Here is a 23,308-nt window from a genome sequence, read left to right on the forward strand (position 1 = left end):
TTCGCTTGGCTGGGCCGGATTATGGCGCAGGCATCCTCTGCTAAAGTCACAAAATTCCTTCATCTAGCGGCTGCATTTCTACTCTACCCAAATTGTTGCGGCTGTCCTATAGTGGCTGTGGATAAGTGGGGAATAACCCTACACCACGCGTGTGGCGCATCGATTTTTTGACATTTGCGACCAGCGCGAGACAAAAATATAAAGGGGGTGCCAAGCACCCTGAGGCAGAGAAGATAAACGAGGGGGACGGCCATGCGCTGCCCATTTTGTGGAAATATAGATACTCAGGTAAAAGATTCCCGGCCAGCTGAGGATCACGTTTCGATCCGCCGCCGCCGGTTTTGCCCGGCCTGCGGAGGCCGGTTTACCACTTATGAACGTGTGCAACTGCGTGATTTGGTGGTGATAAAATCGAATGGAAGACGCGAAGATTTTGACCGTGACAAGCTGGAACGGTCCATCCGTATCGCCTTGCAAAAACGCCCTTTGGATCCAGAACGCATCGATCAGATGATTTCTGGCATTGTTAGGCGGTTGGAAAGCATGGGTGAGACCGACATCGCATCCACCCAGATTGGTGAGATCGTGATGGAAACATTGGCGCGCATCGATACTGTGGCTTATGTGCGTTTTGCCAGTGTTTACAAAAACTTCCAGGCTGCGGATGATTTCGACAAATTCGTCAGCGAATTGCGACCAGAAGTTCCCGAAACCAAGTGAGCGACCAAGACCAGCGTCATATGGCCCATGCTTTGGCATTGGGGCGTCGTGGGATGGGCCGGTGTTGGCCCAACCCTGCGGTCGGCTGTGTGATCGTGAAAGAAGGCCGCGTGGTTGGGCGTGGCTGGACACAGGATGGGGGCCGTCCGCATGCCGAGCCACAAGCGCTGGAAATGGCCGGCGCTCAGGCGCGCGGCGCGACGGTCTATGTCACATTGGAACCTTGTTCGCATCACGGCCAGACGCCACCATGCTGTGATGCCCTGATTGAGGCCGGTGTAGCGAGAGTCGTGGCCGCTGTGTCTGACAGTGATCCAAGGGTCGCGGGCCAAGGTCTTGAGAAGCTGCGTAAACATGGTGTGCAGGTGACCACCGGCGTTTTGGCGCACGAGGCGCTGCACGATCATGCGGGGTTCTTTTTGCGTGTTGAGCAGGGGCGCCCGTGGGTGACGCTGAAACTGGCGATGAGTTTGGATGGCCGTATCGCGACTGCAACCGGCGAAAGCCAATGGATCACTGGTCCGGCTGCGCGCCGGGCAGTGCACGCCCTGCGCGCCTGCCATGACGCAGTCATGGTTGGGGCGGGAACCGCGCGTGCCGATGATCCTGAGTTGACAGTTCGCGGAATGGGCGAGGTGCCTCAGCCTGTGCGTGTAATTGTGTCACGTCATCTCGATATTCCCTTGTTGGGTAATCTTGCGCGCACTGCAGCAAATGTCCCGCTTTGGATGTGCCATGGCCCCGAAGCGCGGCCTGAGCTGCTGAGCGCTTGGATGGGATTGGGGGCGCAAATGGTGGCCTGTCGGACATCTGCTGGACGCATTGACCCGCAGTCCTTGTTACAAGCACTTGGCGCTGCCGGTTTGACACGGGTTTTTTGTGAAGGCGGCGGGCAGTTGGCGGCCTCTCTTCTTGCAAATGACTTGGTGGACGAGCTTCAGGTTTTTTCAGCCGGAGTGGCTTTGGGGGCCGAAGGGCGGCCCGGTTTAGGCGTTTTGGGTATAGAAAGACTGGCCGATGCACCCCGTTTCCAGCTTGTGGATGTTGCGGTGGATGGCGTTGACGTCCGCCATATCTGGCGCCGCAGCGCAGCAAGCTAAAAATGCAGGCCTTTCCCTTAGGTTAAGCTGTATAATTGATACAGGAAACAAGGTGGTCGTTGGCCTGTGGAAAACTTGGAAAACAGTTTTGTTTTGCGGGTCTAGGTAACAACCCTTTAACAAAACCTTAACGGCGCCACAGGTGCGCTTGGCTTGCCAAGGCACCTTGCAGCTTGGAAAGCAGCCGGTTGCCGATACCGGGATGTGGAATTGATCCACTCTGCAAGCGTTCGATTATTGTTTCAACCGGGCAGGCCAGTCCGGTGACGGGATCAAAATAGCGTGGATAGTCGATTAAAACGGCATGGATTAGCGCATTCAAATCCGGCCGCGCGCCCTGCAAGCGCCGCTCTGGTATCGTGCCGAGATCTCGGGTTAAGCCCCAACCTGCGTAAAATGGTGCCCCAAGGGTGGTCACGCGGCAGCTGCGCAGCAGCCCTTCGAAGCCTGTGAGGGATGTCATGGTCCACACCTCGTCAACAGATTGCAGCAAGTCGGAAATATCACAGTTTTCCAATGCGATATCGGCCCATTTTAACGGGTTATCCACCAATCCGGCGCGTAATCCTGCTTGCACGTCCGGGTGTGGTTTCCAGACGATTACTGCGTCTGGATTGGCCTCACGTGTAACGCGCAAAAGCTCTGAATTGGTTGTGACCTGTGAACTTCCCGTCAGGATGGACGCATCGTCTTCTACTTGACCAGGCACCAAGATGCGATGCCCTAACGGCAATGTGGGTAAATCTCCGGAGAGATTGTATTTCGATAAGCCAGCCCGCAAAAGCCGGTCCCGTAGCCGTTCTGAACGTTCTATTTGGTCAACTCTTAGACCGGCCGCCGCGCCTTGGATCAGCTGTTCAAGGCGGGACGGTTGGCTGGGATCATAGTAGATTCCGAGGTCATCAAGCACCAATGACATCGCGGGAACCAGCGCAGCACCAAGCCCGCGCGACCGCAAAAACCCGTCTTCAACGCGCACAGTGCCGGGCCCGGCTTTGCCGGCCCATTCCATGACCTTGCGGTCTGTTTTTTCGGCTGTTTCACAGGCCTTTACCCGATCATTTTGATAGATAACGGGGCGCTGTGATCCAAATGCGCGTTGTAAAGGTTGCCGTTTCCACAGCCGCATTCCTGTGGCGACCCATCCCTGTTTGTCTTCTCGCCAAGAGCGGGTTTGAGCTTCGACCGCGCCAAGCGCATCTTCGAAACTGCCGGGGGCGTTGGCGTAGGGATCAAACCACTGCGGATAGAGCAGCATTGCTGCGGCAAACAATTGCGAGCGGGACAGATCGCGGCGTCTGCGGGCGAAGACATCCTCGTCTGTGGTCAGGCCCCAACCGGCATAGAATGGCCCGCCAAAAACGCGGGGTTTGTGGCCGGCTATGATGGCCTCGAAGCCCATTTGCGAAGACAGGGTGTAGACGGCTACGGCCCCTTCGAGCAATTGGTAGGGCGATAAAGGCGCATCACACAATACGATTTTGTCCGTCGTGTCATCGGACCGATAGTGCCCCCCTCGAAACCCTGCTGTGGTTTCGGGATGGGTTTTGATGACAATACGCGCGCCGGGGTTTTCCTCTTGAGCGACGAAGAGCATTTCCAAGAAGCGGGATCTATTGCCGCGGCTGGCCCGGACCGACGCATCGCCCACCGTTTGGTCCACGACCAGTACATATCCGGGGGCGGGGGGGGCAAGCGAAGGATCTGTGGCACTATACTTGGACAGATGTGCTTCGCGCATTCGCGCCATGCCTGCCCGCGCCCGCGACATCAGTGCCCCGTCATCAAGGGGGTGCGTTTTAAGCAAGGTTTCCAGATCAGATGGGGATGAAGGATCAAAATGCAGCCCGGTTTGATCTATCAACAGCCCGACCGGTGGCTCCCCGCTTCGACCGGGGTGCAAAGAGCGGAGGAACGCGTCTTCGACGCGGACAATGGGCGCGCTATATTTTGCAGCGATCGCTTCGCCGCGATGGGATGTCGGGGATTGGCCCCAGACGCCTACGGCGTCGCCCGTGCGCGGAATGCCCAAGGCGGTGCGAAAACCGGCACCTTTCAGCAACTGTCGAACCCGTTTCTGCGTCAGGAAACCGCCGTTGTAGACGCAAAGACGCCGGAGGGTTGCCCCGCCGGCGTCTTGCAATTCTGTTGTAGGTAACCTGTTACCCACCAGACGCGAGGCCCAAAAGCCCGTCTGTTGTGCTGGTCAACGTGCCCACGGCCCCTAGTGAACCGGTGAAGGCTGCGATCAGCTTGTTCCACTGCGTGAAGGGGGCTTCGGTTACATAGAGCGTGTCTTGGTCACGAATGACAAAGTCACGGGCCATAAACAATCCGTTCGGCTCCGTCAGGTTCAACACGTAGACCATACGCTGGGCACCTTGCAGATCTGTGCGGCCCAGAACCTGATTTGCGATTTCTGCGGGTTCGTTTCGGAAGACAAAGACACCGGTTGGATCGGCACCAATAGAGAGGAGGCCGCCCACTTGGGCAATGGCCTCAACAGCGCTTAGACTTTGCGATTCAAAGGTGATGCGTGCTTGGCTGCCGGTTGCGCCCAAAGCGGTAAAGGCGCGGGTATCTTCTTCGACCAGAATGCGATCTCCACCGCGCAGAGCGATGTCAACCTCGGGGTGCTTGTACAGGTCTTGAAACCAGATTTTGCCGGTTTGATCGCCGCGCAACACCGTGACTTGTGCAATTTCCGGGACAATTGTGATGCCGCCCGCGCGGGCCAGCATTGCAGTCAGAGTGCGGGTTGGACGTTCAATTGCATAGACACCCTGTCCGCCCACTGATCCGATCAGGCTAACGGTAGATCCGTCACCAGCAATTCGCCGGACCTGAACTTGTGGGTCGGGTGTTTGATCTTCGAGCTTTGCGGTAATGATCTGGCGAATTCCTTCGGGCGTATTGCCTGCTGCTTTGATGCGGCCAGCATAAGGAATGAAGATAAAACCGGATCCGTCAACCTGAACTTCTTCCAAGGTAGCAGGGCCGCCGCTGCCGCCTGCAGTACCTGCACCGGCACCCAGAAGCGGATCATCAACGTTTTCCCACACCGTGAGACCCAAGGTATCCCCGGCTCTGATCGTGTCAGACCCGAGCGAACCTGCGTTCTTGAACTCTTCGGAAAAGCCCAATGCGGGTACGACGGCGGTCGTGCGGGTGACGCGGTCGTTGATAGAAACGATAAAGGCGTCGCCTTCGCGTTGTACCGAACCAGCGTATATTTCACGTTTGTTTGGGCCCAAACGGGGAAGAAGGCCGCAAGATGCCACAATCGACACCGCGGCCAGAAGGGCGACAATACGCGCCCACCTGGTAGTGGAGTGTTTCACTGCTCGGTCTCCTCGACCTTATTATTCTGCCTCAGTCTTTTTTGTTACAACGTACCGGCTTTGAATAAGAAAAGCCAGTACTTGGGGTTGTGCCGGTCAGTGCACCAGACGCAACTGTTGCCGAGGAGCCGCGGTGCCGCGTTTGAGGGCGTCATAAGGATCATCCGCAGAAAGCATCATATCAACCACTTGGCGCAGCAGTTGGCGGCGCCCGCCCGCCGAATAAAAGCCACCGGGTAGTTGCGAAGTTTCAAGCAGATAGCGCCGGTAATCTTTGTAGGCCTTGTTGTCCGGCCGCGACGGCATTGCAAAGAATTCATCTAGCGGTTGTTCGGATACAAATTCCGGCTTTGCATACACAGCATCGCCAAACACCTTGAGCGGGATGCCGCGCCAAAGCACCTGTTGCCCAGCGGTGGAATTGACTGTGACGGCAGAGCGCGCGTCATTGAGAAGCTGCGCAAGCTTGCCACCCCGAACGTAATGCACGCGGTCGCTAACGCCATGTTTTCGGGCCAGATCTCGTACAGTTCGGCGCATGTTTACGCGGCCATCCTCAAGCGGATGTGCCTTGAATACCAAGTGGTGGTGACCGGGCGCGCCTTTGGCGAACCCCTGCACAACAACCGACAGGAACTCTGGCATAGTGGCAAAGGGGGAGTGTTTTTGGAAACTGCTGTCATGCTCAAGTTGCAACAGGGCCAAGTGATACGGAAATCCACCCCAGCGAATGCGCAGCGTGGACATCATTCTGTCAATCCAAGTGACTGGCATCAACAGCAAGCGTTTGACGTAAAGGGCAAATTCTTGGACAACGGTGAGGGAGCGGTGGGGCTTAAAATTGCGATAGTCGCCGTTTCGGAACATTACAAACCAATGGTAAAGGGCTCCGTAGAACATGTGTTGGCGCATGTCCCCCCAGTGTCCGGGGGGGAGGGGGGCCTCCATGTCCGAAAGCGCCAGCGCAGCCTGCATTTCAGCGACACTGGTTTGCATCAGGCACGAATGTCCGTTAGAGCCGCCGCGTTCATAGGTCACCCAATACGGGCGCATATAACCTTCTTCAAAGACATGAATACGCAATCCGCGGGCTTCGGCTTCGGCGACTGCATGGGCGTGGATGGCCCGCACGTCGCCATAGAGTACGATGTCAGTGGCTTGTTTATCTTCGACAAGCGCCTCGAAGGTCGCGGGCCAATCTTCCGGGGTGCCGCGAAAGGGGATGTAACTGGCAGAATGGAACCAAAAGGCCCGATCACCGGCATTGAAACCAACGCGCCAAACCTCGGCGCCGGTCTTGCGCAGCATTTTGCCCAAGCGGTGAAAGAAAGGTCCGTGCGGCCCCTGTAGGAACAAAAAGACCCGTTTTTGGTTGGTTGCGTTGCTCATGTCGGCGTTTTATGTCCTTGTCTCAACCATACTGTTAACCGCTGAACTCGGCAAAAATAAGGCCTTATTGCGCCACCAGCCGAGGGGAAAGGACGCGACATGTTCACCGGCATTATCACAGATCAAGGCCGTATTGCCCAGCTCGAGCAGCGCGGGGATCTGCGCGCTCGGATCGAAACCTCATACGATACCGCTGGGATCGACATCGGGGCCTCTATCGCCTGCGACGGTGTGTGCCTGACCGTTGTCGCGCTGGGGGAGAACTGGTTTGATATGGAAATCAGCGCGGAAACCGTGTCCAAAACAAATCTCGGAAGTTGGGCTGAGGGGCGCACGATCAACCTTGAGCGCGCTTTGAAAGTCGGGGACGAGCTGGGCGGGCATATTGTGTCGGGCCATGTTGACGGTGTGGCGTTGATCACTGCCGTTACAGACGAAGGTGACAGCACGCGTATAACCTTTGAGGTGCCAGAGGCGTTGGCGCGCTTTATTGCGCCAAAAGGATCGGTGGCGCTGAACGGCACATCGCTGACGGTGAATGAAGTGGACGGAGCTTCGTTTGGTATCAACCTGATTTCACATACCAAGGATGTGACAACTTGGGGACGGGCGGCAGTGGGTGACAAGGTGAACCTTGAGATTGATACGCTGGCCCGCTACGTCGCGCGACTGAATGAATTGTCCTGATTTCTGGCGATTGTTTCTAGAAATGCGCTGATCGATTTTTCGGCGAAAAATCGTCTCCGGCCCGCTTCATTCGGCGGGCTGGAAGCCAACAATGAGTTGCCGCAAGCCAATAGCGGCTCCGGCAAAGATCGCCGCAAAGGTGACTGGGGCCGACAATGCCAGAACGGAAAAAGCGGACAGGCCTTGACCAACAGAGCATCCCAAGGCCAATACGGCCCCAAGACCCATCAGCGCTGCGCCAAAGATTTGGCGACGTAATTCACGTGGATCTTCGCAGGCTTCCCACCTGAAATGACCCTTGATCATTGAGCCGACAAAGGCCCCGATCCAAATCCCTGCAACCGATCCAACGGCAAAAGACAAAGGGCGCACAGATCCGGTCATAAACCACAAGATGCTTTCGCCCATCGGCGCGGCAAAGCTGTGAGAGACGACTGGAAGCGGCTCAAACCCGCTGCCTGCCACCCACGCGGTCCCGGCCCAGCCAGAGACAATGGCCATCCCGACCACGATGCCCCAGATCACCTGATGCGGCTTGGCCAATAGATCACGTGACATCAAAGAGCCTGCCAAGATCAACGTGCCAATCGCCATGCCAATCAAATGGACCGACAAACCCGTGATGGCACTAAGGTGATGTGCAATTCCGGGCGGGATCTCAGTACTTGTGACGTCAATCTGGGTGAAAAAGGTGTTGCGAAGCGGGGCTAGTGGACCGGATAAGACCACGTAGGTAGAAACCCCCATCACCAAGACAATCACAAAACTGCGCAGATCACCGCCTCCAAGACGGGCGATTGCGCCGTAACCGCAATTGCCGGACAGCGCCATACCGTACCCAAAGATCAGGCCGCCGACCACGGACGCCACAGGCATCCAGCGGATCGAAAGATAGTTGCTTGTGGCTGCATCCATAAAACCAAGGGACATCAAGCCAAAGCTGCCCAAAATTGCAAACCCGATGGCAACGCCCCACATGCGCATTCGAACTGTCGAGCCGCCATATAGAGCGTCTTCAATAGCCCCAAGCGTGCAAAAACGGCCCAGCCGCGCCGCCAGTCCCAGCAACACGCCACCTGCCAGCCCGATCAAAGCCACCAATTGGTAATCTGTCATGACATCGCGCATGCTTAGGTCCTCCTCCGACCATCGCCAAGCTGTGTCCAAACTCAATATTCAAGGTCGCGCAGCTGACCTTGAATTAATCGTCGGCGCAAAACAATTCGTACACGCACTCCAGCATCTTGCGCGGTTTGTCATCTGCAAGCCGGTAAAAGATTGCTTTGCCTTCGCGGCGTGGGATAACCAATCCCTCCAGACGCAAGCGGGACAGCTGCTGGGATACGGCGGCTTGCCGCGCTGACAAAAGTTCTTCCAGTTCTGTGACCGACTTTTCACCTGACACCAGATGACACAGGATCATCAAGCGACCCTCATGGCTGATCGCCTTCAAAAAGGCAGACGCAGTGGTCGCTTTGTCAACGATGCTATCCAGTTCGTCGTCGCTTAGGTCGTCGGACAGTACAGGAAGGGCCATGGGTCAAATCAACCTCAGTTGCTCGCCGGTTCAAAGGCGCTTTTGTCTGTTAGCAGCTTCGCAAAGATCGGCCAAAAGAAATCCTCTCCGGGATAGCCTTCAATGCGCGCTATTTCTGTGTTGTTCTCTACCAGAATAAACGTTGGGGTAAAGTTTACTCGTCTCGCATACTCGATGCCCTCAGGCGGGCCGGCACGCAGGTCGGCCCGCATCAATGGGGCAAACTTCCCCTCGGCCGTGTTTGGGTAGGCCGGTGCAATTTCGTCATTCCAAGCTGCGCAATAGGCACACCCGGGTTGCTCGACCATGATCAACCGGGGGTCAGCAAGTGCCGAACCGGTTAAGCCTGCGACCAACAGCGCCGCCATAGAAATTCGTTTTAACATGGAACACCGATTGACCATTTGCTTTCGGACAACATAATCTGAATATGTGAATAGTTCAAGGAGCACCCATGTTTGACATCACATATGCCGGGGCTTTGCTGGCCGGGCTGGGTGCATTCTTTACGCCATGCATTCTGCCGATGGTCCCATTTTACCTGTCCTACATGGCGGGGCTGTCGATGACAGAGCTGCGCGACGAAGGCGGGATCGCACCGGGTGCCCAGCGGCGATTGATCTTGTCGGCGGCGATGTTTGCCCTTGGGGTCACGACGATCTTCATGTTGCTTGGTCTGGGCGCGACGGCGCTTGGGCAGGCGTTTGCGGATTGGAAAGACACGCTTTCCTACGTTGCTGCGGCGATTATCTTTTTGTTTGGCTTGCATTTTCTGGGAATCATTAGAATTGGATTTTTGTACCGAGAGGCGCGGATGGAGAGCAAAGCTGATCCATCCACCGTCTTTGGTGCTTATGTCATGGGACTTGCGTTCGGTTTTGGCTGGACGGCCTGCGTTGGCCCGATCTTGGCCACCATTCTCGCCATTGCGTCCGGCATGGGGGAGTTGTGGCACGGGGCGCTTTTGCTGGCCTTCTTTGGAATTGGGATGACTGCGCCCTTTGTTGTGGCCGCGATTTTTGCCCAGCCGTTTCTGCGCTGGCTGCAAAAACACCGATCCAAAATGGTCCATGTTGAAAAGGCTATGGGGGTTATGCTGATTCTGTTTGCGATCTTGATTGCGACCGATACGGTAAGCGTAATCGCCGGATTTATGTTAAAGATATTCCCAAGTTGGGTCTAAGAGGGGGAGTTGAAATGAGACACTGGATATTGGGCGCGGTTGCCGCGCTGATGGCCATTCCTGCGCTTGCAGAAGTCGGTGATGACGGGTTGCACAAGCAGCCATGGATGCGTGACACTTTCATGGATCTGCGCGAAGATCTGGATGAGGCCAACGCTGAAGGCAAGCGTTTGGTGCTGTTTTTTGAGCAGCGCGGCTGCATCTATTGTCGAAAAATGCACGAGGAAGTTTTCTCGGACGCCGGGGTTGCCGGCTACATCGAAGAGAACTTTTTTGTAGTGCAAATGAACTTGTATGGCGACGTCGAAGTGACCGACTTTGACGGGGAATCGCTGAGCGAAAAAGACATGGCCCGCAAGTGGCGAGTCATGTTCACACCCAATATCGTTTTCCTTCCAGAAGATGTTTCTGAGGGCAAAGATGCCATTTCGGCTGCTGTCGCGGTGATGCCTGGCGCATTTGGTAAGGGGACCACTTTGGACATGTTTACTTGGGTCGCTGAAAAGCGCTATGCGCTTGAAAACGGGGAAGACTTTCAACGTTATCATGCCCGCATGATCCAAGAACGCGATAATGGCAGTGCGGACTGATAGCGCAAGCAAAAAAATAAGAAATTCACATTTACGAATTTGTTGTTGCGTTGCGAAGGGTCAGTGCCCTACGGTATGCAACAGCCAAGACGCGGATAGCAACGCGAACGAGGGCCCCAGCGCGATGGGGCAGCGAGCAAGGCCGTAAGGTCTGCAAGCCCAGGGAGGGAACATGAGGCTTACAATAATCACAGCAGCACTGGTGCTGGCCGCGGGAATGTCCGCAGCCGAAACCGTGCTTCCGGCCGATGTGGCTTATGGAGAAGACGGCGCAGTCGAAATGTCACTTACCGGCAAAGCCGGGGATGCAGCCGAAGGCGCGATCATCATGTCTTCGAAAGGCCGCGGCAACTGCATTTCGTGCCACGCCGTGACAGCGCTGAACGATGCGCCATTCCATGGTGAAGTTGGCCCAATGCTTGATGGCATCGGAGACGTTCGGAGCGAAGCGGAAATTCGCGGTATCGTGGCAGACGCCAAGATGACCTTTGAAGAATCGCTGATGCCGTCATTCTACAAAACGACCGGCTATATCCGTCCGGGCAACGCCTACACAGGTAAGGCCCCGACCGAAGAGTTGGCGCCGCTTTTGTCGGCACAAGATATCGAAGATGTGGTCGCTTTCTTGCTCACGCTCAAGGACAGCTGACCTAAACTAAGGAGACAGACGATGGAATTTACACGTCGCGAAACACTGGCCATGGGTGCCGGTGCTGCGCTGATGACCGTCCTGCCGCTGCGCGCAAGCGCATCCGCGTCGGACGATCTGATTGCCGCGTTCACAGGCGGAGCCGAGATCGCAGATACCGGGATCGAATTGACCGCACCCGAGATCGCTGAAAACGGCAACACTGTGCCTATCGCGGTGTCCGCACCTGGCGCGGCTTCGATTATGGTTCTGGCCACCGGCAACCCGACGCCGCCAGTTGGAACATTCAACTTTGGCCCCTTGGCAGCAAGCCAGTCGGCCTCGACCCGTATCCGCCTTGCAGGCACTCAGGATGTTGTCGCTGTTGCCAAAATGGCCGACGGAACATTTGCCCGTGCGTCAAAGACCGTAAAGGTCACCATTGGCGGCTGCGGCGGCTAAGCAATAGGAGATCTGAACAATGGCATCCGGTGTTAAACCCCGCGTCAAAGTCCCGAAAAAAGCTGCTGCTGGTGATGCAATCACCATCAAGACCTTGATTTCACACAAAATGGAATCTGGTCAGCGCAAAGACGGCGACGGCAATATTATTCCACGCTCGATCATCAATCGCTTTACTTGCGATTTCAATGGTCAGAACGTGATCGATGTGACGCTCGAAGCGGCCATCTCGACCAACCCATATATTGAATTTGAATCCTTGGTCCCCGAGGCCGGTGAATTCAAATTCACTTGGTACGATGATGACGGTGACGTCTATGATACGACCAAGAAAATCGCCATCGGCTAAACGCTGGCCCCTCATCCCCCGGATAGCGAACGCATGAGAATGTATCTGGGGGATGGGATCAACGGGAGGGAAAGTATATGAATTTCAAGGCACTGACGGCTATAGCCCTTGTGGCAGGCCTATCGGCACCTCTGGCCATGGCAGGCGGCGCAGACGATGACAACATGGTCATCAACGGCGACACTGACATGACAACCAAAGCCGCTGCGGCGGCGCATTTGGACGGCGCGCTAGACGAGGTAATCTCGGGCTGGCATTTCCGTTCTGATGAAACGCAGCAACTTCAGCTCGACGATTTTGACAATCCGGGCATGATCTTTGTCGACAAGGCCATGGACACATGGAATGCCGCCGAAGGGACTGAAGGCAAAGCCTGCGCAGACTGCCACGACGATCCGGCAGACAGCATGGCAGGCGTGCGCGCAACTTACCCCAAATGGAACGAAGCCGCTGGCGAAGTCCGGACACTGCAAATGCAGGTGAACGACTGCCGGGTGAACCAGATGGGCGCGGAAGCATGGAAATATGACGCCGGCACAGCCGTCGACATGGAAGCCATGATTTCGGTTCAGTCGCGCGGTATGCCAATGAACGTGGCCATTGATGGCGGCGCGGCAGATACTTGGGCGAAGGGCAAAGAGCTCTACTATACGCGCACAGGTCAGCTGGAACTCAGCTGCGCCAATTGCCACGAAGACAACTACGGCAACTACATTCGCGCAGACCACCTGAGCCAAGGCCAGACCAACGGCTTTCCGGCTTATCGTCTGAAGAACGCAAAGCTGAACGGCGTGCATTCACGCTTTAAGGGCTGCGTACGTGATACCCGTGCAGAAACCTACAGCCCCGGTTCTGCCGAGTTCATCGCGCTTGAGCTTTATGTCGCCTCGCGCGGCAATGGTCTTGCGGTCGAAGGTCCGTCAGTCCGTAACTAAAATCTAAGACCCCGCATCGGTTTACCGGTGCGGGTTTTTCTTTCCCTGAACTTATTCACATTTATGAATAAGTTTGCGGTAACATCCTGAGATAGAGAGTACCCCCCATGATCTCACGTCGCGATTTCTTGCAGGTTTCCATGGCTGCCACTGCCATGATGGGCGCATCTGGCTACGGCACTTGGGCCCGCGCCGCCGCCCAGCAAACCCTGACGCAAGACCAGCTGTTGCAGTTCGACACCTTTGGCAATGTATCGTTGATTCATATCACTGATATTCATGCGCAGCTGAAGCCGATTTATTTCCGTGAACCTTCAGTCAACATCGGGGTCGGCGGCAACAAAGGGGTCGTGCCGCATCTGACGGGTGCGGATTTCCGCAAAGCATACGGTATCGAAGACGGTTCGCCATCGCACTACGCCCTCAGTGCCGGTGATTTCGAGGCGCTTGCCAAAGGGTACGGCAAAGTCGGCGGGCTTGACCGCGTTTCGACCGTTGTGAATGCAATCCGCGCCGATCGACCCGACGCGATTTTGCTGGATGGCGGCGATACATGGCATGGTTCTTACACCTGCTTGAAAACCGAAGGGCAGGACATGGTCAATTCCATGAATGTGCTCAAACCGGACGCGATGACATTCCACTGGGAGTTCACATTGGGCAGCGAGCGGGTGAACGAGATCGTCGAAGGGCTGCCCTTTGCCGCGCTTGGTCAAAACATTTTTGATTCCGAATGGGATGAACCCGCAGAGTTGTTCAAGCCATATAAGTTCTTTGAGCGTGGCGGTGTCAAAGTTGCCGTTATCGGTCAGGCCTTTCCCTATATGCCCATCGCCAACCCGCGTTGGATGTTCCCCGAATATTCGTTCGGTATCCGGGACGAGAACATGCAAGCCATGGTGGACGAAGTGCGTAGCATGGGGGCGGAATGCGTTGTTTGCCTTAGCCACAACGGTTTTGACGTCGACAAGCAAATGGCGACAAAGGTCACCGGCATCGACGTGATTTTGTCGGGGCATACACATGATGCGCTGCCCGAACCGGTTCTGGTTGGTGAGACGATTATCGTGGCCTCCGGCTCTAACGGTAAATTCGTATCCCGCGTGGACCTGGACATTCGCGATGGCCGCATGATGGGTTTCCGTCACAAGCTAATCCCGATTTTCTCGGATGTGATTACGCCTGATCCCGTCATGACCAAAGTCATCGACGAACAGCGCGCGCCCTACCAAGACCAGCTGAGCGAAGTGATCGGGCAAACCGAGTCGACTTTGTACCGACGTGGTAACTTTAACGGCTCATGGGATGATCTGATTTGCAACGCGTTGATTGACGAACGCGATGCCGACATTGCGATGTCGCCCGGTGTCCGTTGGGGCCCAAGCCTGTTGCCCGGTGATGACATCACCCGCGAGGACATCTTCAATGTGACTTCCATGAGCTATGGCGAAGCCTACCGTTCTGAAATGACCGGTGAGTTTATCAAGGTTATCCTTGAGGACGTGGCCGACAACATCTTTAACCCCGATCCCTACTATCAGCAGGGGGGGGATATGGTGCGCATTGGTGGCATGGCCTATCGCTGCGATGTGACCAAGCCGCAGGGCGAACGCATTTCCGAAATGACTTTGCTGAAAACCGGCGAAGCCATTGATGCGTCCAAGAACTATGTCGTTGCGGGCTGGGCCTCGGTTAACGAAGGCACGGAAGGGCCGCAGATTTGGGACGTGGTCGAAGATCACATTCGCAAGCTGGGCACCGTCACCCTTGAGCCAAACAATTCAGTCACGGTGGTGGGCGCATAAGCGCCCGCCCTCGCGGCTATCGGTTTCGATTTTTTTTAGAGAAACCATTCACATAGATGAATTCGATGATCCGAAAGGAGACCACCATGGCAGATCAACCCAATCAGGGTCCCTCACGTCGCCAGTTCCTGACAAGCGCCGCGGCGCTTGGGGCCGGAGCCGGGATAAGCGCCGTTGCAGGCAGCGCCAGTGCAGCCACCCCCGACCCGCTGATTACCGAAGTGCAAGACTGGGCCTCGGGCCTTGGGGATGGCGTTGACGCGTCCCCCTATGGCGTGCCAATCCAGTTCGAAGGTGACGTGATCCGCCGCAATGTCGAATGGCTGACCGCTGATACTATCAGCTCGATCAACTTTACGCCCATCCACGCACTGGACGGGACAATCACCCCGCAGGGCTGCGCCTTTGAACGGCATCATTCGGGCGCGATTGAGCTGAAGAAAGAAGATTATCGTCTGATGATCAACGGTTTGGTCGATACGCCTTTGGTCTTCAGTTACGAAGATCTTGAGCGTTTCCCGCGCCAGAACCACACTTATTTTCTGGAATGCGCCGCGAACACCGGTATGGAATGGGCGGGCGCACAGCTGAACGGCGCGCAGTTCACCCATGGCATGATCCACAACATGGAATATTCCGGCGTGACCCTTCGCACCTTGCTGGAAGAAGCCGGTTTGGACGCTGCGGGCGATCTGAAAGACAAATGGGTCTACGTCGAGGGCGCGGATGCGTCTTCAAATGGCCGCTCGATTCCGATGGAAAAAGCGCTTGATGATTGCCTCATTGCGTTCAAAGCCAATGGCGAAGCACTGCGGATGGAGCATGGCTATCCCGTGCGTCTGGTTGTTCCGGGTTGGGAAGGCAACATGTGGGTCAAATGGATCCGCCGTATCGAGGTCATGGACGGCCCGGTCGAAAGCCGCGAAGAAACCTCGAAATACACCGACGTTCTTGAGGACGGCACGGCGCGCAAATGGACATGGGTCATGGATGCGAAATCCATCGTCACATCACCCAGTCCGCAAGCGCCAATCAAACACGGTCATGGCCCGCTAGTCATCACTGGCCTTGCATGGTCCGGCCATGGCAAGATCACCCGCGTGGATGTCTCTAAGGACGGCGGCAAAACATGGGAAACCGCCCGACTCGGCAAAGAGGGCGAGGACAAAGCCCTGACGCGTTTCTATCTCGATACAGAATGGAATGGTGAGGAAATGTTCCTCCAAAGCCGTGCCATCGACGAGACCGGTTATGTGCAACCAACCAAAACCCAGCTGCGCGAAGTGCGCGGGCTGAACTCGATCTATCACAACAATTGTATCCAGACCTGGTGGGTGAAAGCCGATGGGGAGGCCGAAAATGTCGAAGTTTCTTAAACTAACAGCAGCAGCGCTGGTTCTAGCCACCCCCGCATTGGCAGAAAAACACGGTCTAGGCCGCACAGCTATGCCCGAAGAAATTGCGGCATGGGACAAAGACGTCAGCCCTGACGGCACCGGCCTTCCTGTTGGGTCAGGCAATGCGCTGGACGGTGAAGAAATCTTTGCCGACAACTGTGCTATCTGCCACGGTGATTTCGCCGAAGGCGTTGATAACTGGCCCAAACTTGCAGGCGGCGACGGAACCTTGGCGGATGAGGATCCGTTGAAAACGGTGGGCAGCTATTGGCCATATTTGTCGACGTCATTCGACTATATCAACCGGTCTATGCCGTTCGGCAGTGCCCAGACACTTGAGCCGGATGATGTCTATGCCATCGTCGCCTATATCCTCTATTCCAACGATTTGGTGGATGAGGAATTCGAGCTGTCCAACGAGACATTCTTGGATGTGGAAATGCCCAATGCGGGTGGTTTCATTACCGATGATCGGGCAGAAACCGAATACAGCCAGTGGCGGGCGGAACCTTGCATGGAAAACTGCAAGGAGAGCGTGGAAATCACCATGCGGGCGTCTGTACTGGATGTCACGCCGGAAGAAGAGGGCGCAGAAGCGGTTGTCGACGATGTTGTTGAAGAAGCAGCAGCCGAACCCGCCCCAGAGCCGGAACCAGTCGTGGCCGCCCTTGATGCCGAACTGGTTGCCCAAGGTGAAAAGGTCTTCAAAAAGTGCAAATCGTGCCATCAGGTTGGTGACAATGCCAAGCGCAAGACCGGTCCGGTTCTGAATGGTGTCTTTGGTGCCGATATCGCAGCGTCCGAAGGGTTCAAGTATTCCAAAGTAATGGCTGGCTACGGCGGTGTTTGGGATGAAGCGACCCTGACCACTTTCTTGACAAGCCCGCGCAAGATGATGAAGGGCACGAAAATGTCCTTTGCGGGTCTAAAGAAGGACGAAGACATCCTTGCGATGATTGAATATCTCAAATCGGTTTCGCAGTAATGCGCCGGTTGGCTTATATTCTCTCTCTCGCGCTGGCCCCTTTGGGGGCCGCGCAGGCCGAAGAGGCGGCTGAAGCCTTGGGGGATATTGAACGCGGAGAGCGTTTGTACCGCGCGTGTGTTGCCTGCCACCAAGTTGGTGAAGGTGCCAAACATGACACTGGCCCAAGCCTGAATGATCTGTTTGGGCGGCGGGCAGGCAGTATGGAAGACTTCACCTATTCCAAAGGGTTGGCTCGGGCCAACTCGGATGGGATGGATTGGACGTTTGAGCGTCTGGATGTTTACATTCAGAACCCAAAATCTTTGGTGTCTGACACCAACATGGATTTTCGAGGTGTCAAAAAGGCGCAGGATCGTCATGATATTCTAGCCTATTTGCGGACGTTTTCCGCCAGCCCGCAGGACATTCCGGAATCCCAGCCAACCGCTTTGGCCTATGATGTTGAACTGACGGCCGAAACACTGGCCCTTGTGGGCGATCCTGAATACGGGGCGTATCTGGCGTCGGAATGCCTGACGTGCCACCAACCTGACGGGGCGGATGACGGCATCCCTGGTATTGCGCATTGGTACGAAGAAGATTTCGTCATTGCGATGCACGCCTACAAACAAAAGCTGCGTCCACATCCAGTGATGCAGATGATGGCAGGCCATCTAAGTGACGAAGAAATAGCGGCCCTTGCCAGCTATTTTGCCGAGATCGAGTAGGGAGGGTCCGGTATTCCGCAATTGTGTCCGAATATCAAAAGCATCACACTGGTGTTACAGGCTGAGATTACAGCCTTTTTATCCAGTATGTTTGCCGTGAGTGTTACCGCGGCGTTTTTGATCGGAGATTTTGTAAATGTCGTTTCCCGCTCGCATTATTGCCTTGGGAACGGTTCTATCTTTGGCGGCTGCCTTCGGGCTATTGCCTCTCTGAATCGTCCCTATTTTCGCAGTGTATTCACCCCGTAGCCTTTTGGCTGCGGGTTTTTTCATGCCGTTTGCATGAGTTCTACAAACAAGGAGGAGACAGCAATGACTTTGAATAGACGGGCCTTTATTGGCAGTTCCGTGGCCGCATCAGCCGCATTGGCCGCCCCAATGGTACGCGCTCAAGCCAGACCACGTGTTGTGGTGGTCGGTGGCGGGGCAGGCGGCGCAACCGCTGCACGCTATATCGCCAAAGACAGCAAAGGCGAGATTGACGTAACGCTTATCGAACCGACGCGGACTTATTATACCTGCTTCTTTTCCAATCTATATATCGGCGGCTTTCGCGAGCTGAGCTCGATCGGTCATACCTATGGCACACTGGCGGCAGAATACGGGATCAACGTGGTTCATGATTGGGCTACCGGAGTGGATCGTGATGCCAAAACAGTTTCGTTGGCTGGTGGTGGCAAGGTGCCCTATGACCGTTTGATCATCAGCCCGGGCATTGATTTTGTGGAGGGTGCCGTTCCCGGCTGGTCAACGGCGGCCCAAGGCAAAATGCCTCATGCCTATAAGGCGGGTACGCAAAGCGAATTGCTGAAACGTCAGATCATGGCGATGTCCGAAGGCGGCACTTATGTCATGGTCGCGCCTCCCAATCCGTTCCGTTGCCCTCCCGGACCATATGAGCGGATTTCGATGGTGGCGCATTACCTAAAGGCCAACAATCCGACCGCTAAAATTATCATAGCTGATCCTAAGCCGAACTTCTCGAAGCAAGCTTTGTTTGAAGAAGGGTGGGCCAAACACTATGCAGGCATGGTCGAACGCATTGGCCCTGACTTCGGCGGTGAAAACGTTTCGGTCAATCCTGATACGATGGAAGTCGACATTGATGGCGAAGTTGTCAAAGCCGACGTTTGCAATGTTATTCCGGCCCAAAAAGCCGGTTTGATTTGTGAATCCGCGGGAATCACAGATGGCAACTGGGCACCGGTCATCGGTCACACCATGCAAAGCCGATTGGATGAAAACATCCACGTTTTGGGCGATGCATCTGCTCAGGGCGATATGCCTAAATCAGGCTTTTCCGCGAACAGCCAAGCCAAGGTTGCAGCAATGGCCGTGCGCGGCGCGCTGACCGGATCCAAGGTGTTTCCGGCTAAGTTTTCCAACACCTGCTGGTCTTTGATCGACACGGATGACGGCGTCAAAGTAGGCGCGTCCTATCGGGCAACCGATGAAAAAATCGCAAAGGTCGACGGGTTCATTTCCGCAACCGGCGAAGATGCGGAGCAACGCAAACGCACCTATGAGGAAAGTGTTGGCTGGTATGCAGGCATCACAGCGGACATGTTCGGCTGATCCGAACCAGCATTTGGTAAAATTTGAAAAAAGGGGCGCAATCGGGTGCCCCTTTTTGTTTGCGCTAAGGGTGCGGGCTTGCGTAATTTGTAAGGATTTGTTCTACAACTCGTCGATGGCCAAAGAGAGATCACGCATGTCCGCACACTCAAACCATGAACCGGTCGGGGTTGCCTTGATCGGTGCCGGAATGATCGCCGAATCGCATATACGAGCTTTGTCAGCGATCGGTCATGCCCGTTTGGAGGTTGTCGTTTCGCGTAGACCTTCCAAGGCAGGGCATCTGGCGGAGTTCTATTCCGGCCCTGCGCCTGAATTCACTTCGGATTTGTCCAAGGTGACTGAAAACCCGAAGATTCAGGTTGTGATTGTCGCGACACCGCCAAGTGTGCGGATCGATCTGATTTCGGCGCTGGCCAAAGCTGGCAAGCATGTTTTGCTCGAAAAACCCATTGCACGGACGGTGGCAGAAGCCGAAACTGTTGTGGAGATTTGCGAACAAGCTGGCGTGACACTTGGGATACTGTTCCAACACCGGATGCGCGCACCCTCCATTGCGGCAGCGGGCTATGTTGCAGGCGGGAGGCTTGGGGCGCTTGGGCATGTCGATATTGCTGTGCCGCTGTGGCGCGACCAATCCTATTATGATGAGCTAGGGCGCGGGACTTATGCGCGTGACGGGGGCGGTGTCTTGATCACCCAGGCGATTCATACGCTCGATTTGGCGCTGAGTTTAACGGGGCCTGTGACCTCGGTGCAGGCGATGACTGCGACCAGCCCACTGCACCAGATGGAGGCCGAAGACTTTGCCGTAGCCGGCCTGCGTTTTGCCTGTGGGGCGGTTGGGTCCTTGGTTGCCAATACCGCCACTTACCCGCATGGGCTTGAGGTGATCACGTTACATTTTGAGCATGGATCGCTGCGGTTGGACAAAGAACGTCTTGATCTGGACTGGCGGGACGGGGGCCGGGAAAGCGACGATTTTGAAGCCGTGCAACCGATCCACAAATTTGTCTGGCACCAAGGCGTTATCGAAGATTTTCTGAATTCAATTCAAAACGGCACCGCGCCCATGGTTACCGGCCGGGAAGCTTTGTCAGTGCATCAGTTGATTGAAGCGATCGAAGTTTCATCCAGAGAAGCGCGCCAGGTCAAGATTCCTGCGCAATAAAAAGTGTCATCAGGTCTGGAATTTAGCGATCCGTTAACAGTCCATAAACGATTGGGCGTCGGATTGGTCCAAATCTTGGTGCAAGCATCAGTTGAGCCGCTTTTATCCCCCCATGCCCTTGCAGCCCCCCAAGGCCAGCACTAAGACTCTCTCAATACCTAGGCTTTAGGCAGTATCCAGAGATTTAGCAGGCGGGACCGTGATGAAAGATCCATTAGACGTATATATGAACACCCTCGTTCCAATGGTTGTCGAACAGACCAGTCGGGGCGAACGGGCGTATGATATTTTCTCGCGCCTTTTGAAAGAACGGATTATCTTCCTGAATGGTCCTGTCCATGATGGCATGTCATCGCTGATTGTGGCGCAGTTGCTGCACCTCGAAGCGGAAAATCCGTCCAAAGAAATCAGCATGTACATCAACTCTCCCGGCGGTGTTGTGACATCCGGGTTGTCGATCTACGACACCATGCAATACATCCGTCCCAAAGTATCGACTTTGGTGATTGGTCAAGCTGCGTCCATGGGTTCGCTCTTGTTGACGGCAGGCGAAAAAGACATGCGTTTCTCGCTGCCAAACAGCCGCGTCATGGTTCACCAGCCGTCCGGTGGGTATCAAGGTCAAGCGACTGACATCATGATCCATGCCGAAGAAACGCTGAAACTGAAAAAGCGTTTGAATGAAATCTATGTTCAGCACACCGGTCGTACATACGCCGAAGTTGAAAGCGGTCTTGAGCGGGATAACTTTATGTCTCCAGAAGAGGCAAAAGAATGGGGTTTGATCGATGAAATCGTATCTTCCCGCGCCAAAGAAGGCGACGAAGAGTAAAGACTGACGAAGATTTCGGCGCCCGCTTCAATGGCGGCGCGCCGGGGTGATTTTCCGATTGTCGCGGCCGGGTGCCTGTCCTAAGCTGGCGGGAACTTGGCGACCGGTGCGATGTCGGGGTGCTGGCATAGGGCTGCCACGCAAAGTGAATAAACCGGGACGATGACCGGGAAAGGTGCAAAATGGCGACGAATTCAGGTGGTGATAGCAAGAACACCCTCTACTGCAGTTTTTGCGGCAAGAGCCAGCATGAGGTGCGCAAACTGATTGCGGGACCCACAGTGTTCATCTGCGATGAATGCGTCGAACTGTGCATGGACATCATCCGTGAAGAAACCAAAGGTGCCGGCTTGAAATCCTCTGAAGGGGTGCCGACGCCATTGGAAATCTGCAATGTTCTGGACGATTATGTGATTGGTCAGGCCAAGGCGAAACGCGTTTTGTCCGTGGCTGTGCACAACCACTACAAACGCTTGAACCACGCGCAGAAAAGCTCTGATATAGAATTGGCGAAATCCAATATCTTGCTGATTGGCCCCACGGGCTGTGGTAAGACGTTGCTTGCGCAAACTCTTGCACGCATTCTGGATGTCCCGTTCACCATGGCAGATGCCACGACGCTGACCGAAGCCGGTTATGTGGGCGAGGATGTTGAAAACATCATTCTCAAACTGTTGCAGGCGTCTGAGTATAATGTCGAACGGGCGCAGCGCGGCATCGTCTATATCGACGAAGTTGATAAGATCACTCGTAAATCGGAAAACCCGTCTATCACGCGTGACGTGTCGGGCGAAGGGGTACAGCAGGCCTTGCTGAAGCTGATGGAAGGGACCGTCGCGTCTGTTCCTCCGCAGGGTGGGCGCAAGCATCCTCAGCAAGAGTTCTTGCAAGTGGACACAACGAACATTTTGTTCATTTGCGGCGGTGCTTTTGCTGGTCTTGACCGGATTATTGCACAGCGCGGCAAAGGGTCTGCCATGGGCTTCGGTGCAGATGTGCGCGGCAATGACGATCGCGGCGTTGGAGAGATTTTCCAAGACCTCGAGCCAGAAGATCTTCTGAAGTTTGGACTGATCCCGGAATTTGTGGGTCGTTTGCCGGTTGTTGCAACGCTTGAAGATTTGGATGAAGATGCGCTTGTCACTATCTTGACCCAGCCAAAGAACGCTTTGGTCAAACAGTATCAACGCTTGTTCGAAATGGAAGATACCGAGCTCAGCTTTACCGACGAAGCACTGTCTTCGATCGCGAAAAAGGCGATTGAGCGTAAGACCGGTGCGCGTGGATTGCGGTCGATCCTTGAGGGGATCTTGCTCGATACAATGTTTGAACTTCCGGGCAAAGACGATGTAACCGAGATTGTTGTGAATGACGAATCTGTGAATTCGGACGCGCAACCTTTGATGGTTCATGCCGATAAAGAAAAAGAAGAGGCATCTGCGAGCTAAACGCAGCCAAGGCCAATTCGAAAGCAGGGCGGGGTTTTCCCCGCCTTTTTCATAAGAGAGAGCCGTGATAAAACGTATTTCCAGTGGTGGTGAGTTTGAAGCCAAAGTCGGGTATTGCCGTGCCGTCGTCGCAGGGGGCTTTGTGCATGTCGCGGGGACCGTTGGGCAGGGCGAAACCGTAGTTGAGCAATGTCGAAACGCACTGGGGGTGATTGAAAAAGCGCTGAATGAAGCCGGATCGAGTTTCAAGGACGTTGTTCGGGTTTCCTATTTTCTACCGGACAGGCATGAATTTGCGGCGTGTTTTGATTTGTTGTCGAACACCTTTGGCGCAAACCCACCAGCGGCAACCATGATTGAATGCGGCCTCATCGATCCCAAATATCGGATTGAGATTGAGGTTACGGCATTGGCTCCGCAATCGCGGTGAATTTTCGGCGAAAATTCGTGTCCAGAGGCACCCA

General features: G+C 55.2%; 24 protein-coding genes. 18 read left to right on the forward strand and 6 right to left on the reverse strand.

Going from position 1 to position 23,308, the window contains the following annotated elements; all coding sequences use genetic code 11:
- Nucleotides 1-252: 252 nt before the first annotated feature.
- Together nrdR and ribD are read left to right on the forward strand one after the other, a co-directional pair.
- Entirely contained in the window at nt 253-720 is a 468-nt protein-coding gene (gene nrdR, locus C8N36_RS19345; RefSeq protein ID WP_097803450.1) for a transcriptional regulator NrdR, read from the forward strand.
- Nucleotides 717-1,820 (forward strand): bifunctional diaminohydroxyphosphoribosylaminopyrimidine deaminase/5-amino-6-(5-phosphoribosylamino)uracil reductase RibD, encoded by a 1,104-nt coding sequence (ribD, locus tag C8N36_RS19350; protein WP_255253601.1) that lies wholly within the window; start codon nt 717-719, stop codon nt 1,818-1,820. The genes nrdR and ribD overlap by 4 nt, the downstream gene beginning before the upstream one ends.
- Before the next feature lie 127 nt (nt 1,821-1,947).
- On the opposite strand, the gene C8N36_RS19355 is transcribed toward ribD, so the two are convergent.
- From C8N36_RS19355 to C8N36_RS19365, 3 genes are all read right to left on the reverse strand, one after another.
- The gene (locus C8N36_RS19355) at nt 1,948-3,963 is read right to left on the reverse strand and encodes a capsular polysaccharide biosynthesis protein (RefSeq protein ID WP_097803787.1); all 2,016 of its coding nucleotides are present in this window, start codon (nt 3,961-3,963) and stop codon (nt 1,948-1,950) included.
- A gap of 19 nt (nt 3,964-3,982) precedes the next feature.
- A complete protein-coding gene (locus tag C8N36_RS19360) occupies nt 3,983-5,161 on the reverse strand; it encodes a polysaccharide biosynthesis/export family protein (protein WP_097803449.1) in 1,179 nt (392 codons plus the stop codon).
- Between the two features lie 96 nt (nt 5,162-5,257).
- Nucleotides 5,258-6,550, reverse strand: a complete 1,293-nt coding sequence (locus C8N36_RS19365) for a capsule biosynthesis protein (protein ID WP_097803448.1) — start codon at nt 6,548-6,550, stop codon at nt 5,258-5,260.
- A gap of 99 nt (nt 6,551-6,649) precedes the next feature.
- Between C8N36_RS19365 and C8N36_RS19370 the strand changes: the two genes are divergently transcribed.
- On the forward strand, nt 6,650-7,237 hold the full coding sequence (locus C8N36_RS19370) for a riboflavin synthase (protein ID WP_097803447.1): 588 nt from the start codon (nt 6,650-6,652) through the stop codon (nt 7,235-7,237).
- A 66-nt stretch (nt 7,238-7,303) separates the two neighbouring features.
- On the opposite strand, the gene C8N36_RS19375 is transcribed toward C8N36_RS19370, so the two are convergent.
- The 3 genes from C8N36_RS19375 to C8N36_RS19385 form a co-directional block, all read right to left on the reverse strand.
- On the reverse strand, nt 7,304-8,365 hold the full coding sequence (locus tag C8N36_RS19375; RefSeq protein WP_097803446.1) for a YeeE/YedE family protein: 1,062 nt from the start codon (nt 8,363-8,365) through the stop codon (nt 7,304-7,306).
- A gap of 73 nt (nt 8,366-8,438) precedes the next feature.
- Nucleotides 8,439-8,774, reverse strand: coding sequence for an ArsR/SmtB family transcription factor (locus C8N36_RS19380; protein WP_097803445.1), 336 nt, complete (start codon nt 8,772-8,774; stop codon nt 8,439-8,441).
- Between the two features lie 14 nt (nt 8,775-8,788).
- Nucleotides 8,789-9,160 (reverse strand): thioredoxin family protein, encoded by a 372-nt coding sequence (locus tag C8N36_RS19385; RefSeq protein WP_097803444.1) that lies wholly within the window; start codon nt 9,158-9,160, stop codon nt 8,789-8,791.
- A 68-nt stretch (nt 9,161-9,228) separates the two neighbouring features.
- Here C8N36_RS19385 and C8N36_RS19390 point away from each other — a divergent pair, with 68 nt between their 5' ends.
- The 15 genes from C8N36_RS19390 to C8N36_RS19465 all read left to right on the forward strand — a co-directional run bounded on the left by C8N36_RS19390 (nt 9,229) and on the right by C8N36_RS19465 (nt 23,274).
- Nucleotides 9,229-9,957: a cytochrome c biogenesis CcdA family protein gene (locus tag C8N36_RS19390; RefSeq protein ID WP_097803443.1), complete on the forward strand. Its 729-nt coding sequence runs from the start codon at nt 9,229-9,231 to the stop codon at nt 9,955-9,957.
- A 14-nt stretch (nt 9,958-9,971) separates the two neighbouring features.
- On the forward strand, nt 9,972-10,547 hold the full coding sequence (locus tag C8N36_RS19395; protein WP_097803442.1) for a thioredoxin family protein: 576 nt from the start codon (nt 9,972-9,974) through the stop codon (nt 10,545-10,547).
- A 172-nt stretch (nt 10,548-10,719) separates the two neighbouring features.
- Nucleotides 10,720-11,196, forward strand: a complete 477-nt coding sequence (soxX, locus tag C8N36_RS19400) for a sulfur oxidation c-type cytochrome SoxX (RefSeq protein ID WP_097803441.1) — start codon at nt 10,720-10,722, stop codon at nt 11,194-11,196.
- Nucleotides 11,197-11,217: 21 nt separating this feature from the next.
- A complete protein-coding gene (gene soxY, locus C8N36_RS19405; protein ID WP_097803440.1) occupies nt 11,218-11,637 on the forward strand; it encodes a thiosulfate oxidation carrier protein SoxY in 420 nt (139 codons plus the stop codon).
- 19 nt (nt 11,638-11,656) lie between these two features.
- Nucleotides 11,657-11,986: a thiosulfate oxidation carrier complex protein SoxZ gene (gene soxZ / locus C8N36_RS19410; protein WP_097803439.1), complete on the forward strand. Its 330-nt coding sequence runs from the start codon at nt 11,657-11,659 to the stop codon at nt 11,984-11,986.
- A 77-nt stretch (nt 11,987-12,063) separates the two neighbouring features.
- A complete protein-coding gene (gene soxA, locus C8N36_RS19415; protein WP_097803438.1) occupies nt 12,064-12,921 on the forward strand; it encodes a sulfur oxidation c-type cytochrome SoxA in 858 nt (285 codons plus the stop codon).
- A gap of 107 nt (nt 12,922-13,028) precedes the next feature.
- Nucleotides 13,029-14,726, forward strand: coding sequence for a thiosulfohydrolase SoxB (gene soxB / locus C8N36_RS19420; protein ID WP_097803437.1), 1,698 nt, complete (start codon nt 13,029-13,031; stop codon nt 14,724-14,726).
- 86 nt (nt 14,727-14,812) lie between these two features.
- Nucleotides 14,813-16,102 carry a sulfite dehydrogenase gene (gene soxC, locus C8N36_RS19425; RefSeq protein ID WP_097803786.1) on the forward strand — a complete coding sequence of 430 codons (1,290 nt, stop codon included), beginning with the start codon at nt 14,813-14,815 and terminating at the stop codon, nt 16,100-16,102.
- Complete coding sequence (locus C8N36_RS19430; protein ID WP_097803436.1) at nt 16,086-17,108, forward strand: c-type cytochrome; 1,023 nt, start codon at nt 16,086-16,088, stop codon at nt 17,106-17,108. Before soxC ends, C8N36_RS19430 begins: the two co-directional genes overlap by 17 nt.
- Complete coding sequence (locus C8N36_RS19435; protein WP_097803435.1) at nt 17,108-17,818, forward strand: c-type cytochrome; 711 nt, start codon at nt 17,108-17,110, stop codon at nt 17,816-17,818. Before C8N36_RS19430 ends, C8N36_RS19435 begins: the two co-directional genes overlap by 1 nt.
- Before the next feature lie 312 nt (nt 17,819-18,130).
- Nucleotides 18,131-19,393: an NAD(P)/FAD-dependent oxidoreductase gene (locus C8N36_RS19445; protein ID WP_097803433.1), complete on the forward strand. Its 1,263-nt coding sequence runs from the start codon at nt 18,131-18,133 to the stop codon at nt 19,391-19,393.
- 136 nt (nt 19,394-19,529) lie between these two features.
- Nucleotides 19,530-20,564, forward strand: a complete 1,035-nt coding sequence (locus C8N36_RS19450; RefSeq protein ID WP_097803785.1) for a Gfo/Idh/MocA family protein — start codon at nt 19,530-19,532, stop codon at nt 20,562-20,564.
- A gap of 202 nt (nt 20,565-20,766) precedes the next feature.
- Nucleotides 20,767-21,396 carry an ATP-dependent Clp protease proteolytic subunit gene (locus C8N36_RS19455; protein ID WP_097803432.1) on the forward strand — a complete coding sequence of 210 codons (630 nt, stop codon included), beginning with the start codon at nt 20,767-20,769 and terminating at the stop codon, nt 21,394-21,396.
- A 182-nt stretch (nt 21,397-21,578) separates the two neighbouring features.
- Nucleotides 21,579-22,844, forward strand: coding sequence for an ATP-dependent Clp protease ATP-binding subunit ClpX (gene clpX, locus C8N36_RS19460; protein ID WP_097803431.1), 1,266 nt, complete (start codon nt 21,579-21,581; stop codon nt 22,842-22,844).
- A gap of 64 nt (nt 22,845-22,908) precedes the next feature.
- On the forward strand, nt 22,909-23,274 hold the full coding sequence (locus C8N36_RS19465; RefSeq protein WP_097803430.1) for a RidA family protein: 366 nt from the start codon (nt 22,909-22,911) through the stop codon (nt 23,272-23,274).
- Nucleotides 23,275-23,308: the final 34 nt, after the last annotated feature.

The sequence above is a fragment of the Pelagimonas varians genome, from assembly GCF_003208435.1.
GTDB lineage: Bacteria > Pseudomonadota > Alphaproteobacteria > Rhodobacterales > Rhodobacteraceae > Pelagimonas > Pelagimonas varians.

Excerpts from the sequence above, each read along its gene's own strand:
- nrdR (WP_097803450.1), top strand. The coding sequence starts at position 253 with ATGCGCTGCCCATTTTGTGGAAATATAGATACTCAGGTAAAAGATTCC.
- C8N36_RS19365 (WP_097803448.1), bottom strand. The coding sequence starts at position 6,550 with ATGAGCAACGCAACCAACCAAAAACGGGTCTTTTTGTTCCTACAGGGG.
- C8N36_RS19370 (WP_097803447.1), top strand. The coding sequence starts at position 6,650 with ATGTTCACCGGCATTATCACAGATCAAGGCCGTATTGCCCAGCTCGAG.
- C8N36_RS19375 (WP_097803446.1), bottom strand. The coding sequence starts at position 8,365 with ATGCGCGATGTCATGACAGATTACCAATTGGTGGCTTTGATCGGGCTG.
- C8N36_RS19380 (WP_097803445.1), bottom strand. The coding sequence starts at position 8,774 with ATGGCCCTTCCTGTACTGTCCGACGACCTAAGCGACGACGAACTGGAT.
- C8N36_RS19385 (WP_097803444.1), bottom strand. The coding sequence starts at position 9,160 with ATGTTAAAACGAATTTCTATGGCGGCGCTGTTGGTCGCAGGCTTAACC.
- C8N36_RS19390 (WP_097803443.1), top strand. The coding sequence starts at position 9,229 with ATGTTTGACATCACATATGCCGGGGCTTTGCTGGCCGGGCTGGGTGCA.
- C8N36_RS19395 (WP_097803442.1), top strand. The coding sequence starts at position 9,972 with ATGAGACACTGGATATTGGGCGCGGTTGCCGCGCTGATGGCCATTCCT.
- soxX (WP_097803441.1), top strand. The coding sequence starts at position 10,720 with ATGAGGCTTACAATAATCACAGCAGCACTGGTGCTGGCCGCGGGAATG.
- soxY (WP_097803440.1), top strand. The coding sequence starts at position 11,218 with ATGGAATTTACACGTCGCGAAACACTGGCCATGGGTGCCGGTGCTGCG.
- soxZ (WP_097803439.1), top strand. The coding sequence starts at position 11,657 with ATGGCATCCGGTGTTAAACCCCGCGTCAAAGTCCCGAAAAAAGCTGCT.
- soxA (WP_097803438.1), top strand. The coding sequence starts at position 12,064 with ATGAATTTCAAGGCACTGACGGCTATAGCCCTTGTGGCAGGCCTATCG.
- soxB (WP_097803437.1), top strand. The coding sequence starts at position 13,029 with ATGATCTCACGTCGCGATTTCTTGCAGGTTTCCATGGCTGCCACTGCC.
- soxC (WP_097803786.1), top strand. The coding sequence starts at position 14,813 with ATGGCAGATCAACCCAATCAGGGTCCCTCACGTCGCCAGTTCCTGACA.
- C8N36_RS19430 (WP_097803436.1), top strand. The coding sequence starts at position 16,086 with ATGTCGAAGTTTCTTAAACTAACAGCAGCAGCGCTGGTTCTAGCCACC.
- C8N36_RS19435 (WP_097803435.1), top strand. The coding sequence starts at position 17,108 with ATGCGCCGGTTGGCTTATATTCTCTCTCTCGCGCTGGCCCCTTTGGGG.
- C8N36_RS19445 (WP_097803433.1), top strand. The coding sequence starts at position 18,131 with ATGACTTTGAATAGACGGGCCTTTATTGGCAGTTCCGTGGCCGCATCA.
- C8N36_RS19450 (WP_097803785.1), top strand. The coding sequence starts at position 19,530 with ATGTCCGCACACTCAAACCATGAACCGGTCGGGGTTGCCTTGATCGGT.
- C8N36_RS19455 (WP_097803432.1), top strand. The coding sequence starts at position 20,767 with ATGAAAGATCCATTAGACGTATATATGAACACCCTCGTTCCAATGGTT.
- clpX (WP_097803431.1), top strand. The coding sequence starts at position 21,579 with ATGGCGACGAATTCAGGTGGTGATAGCAAGAACACCCTCTACTGCAGT.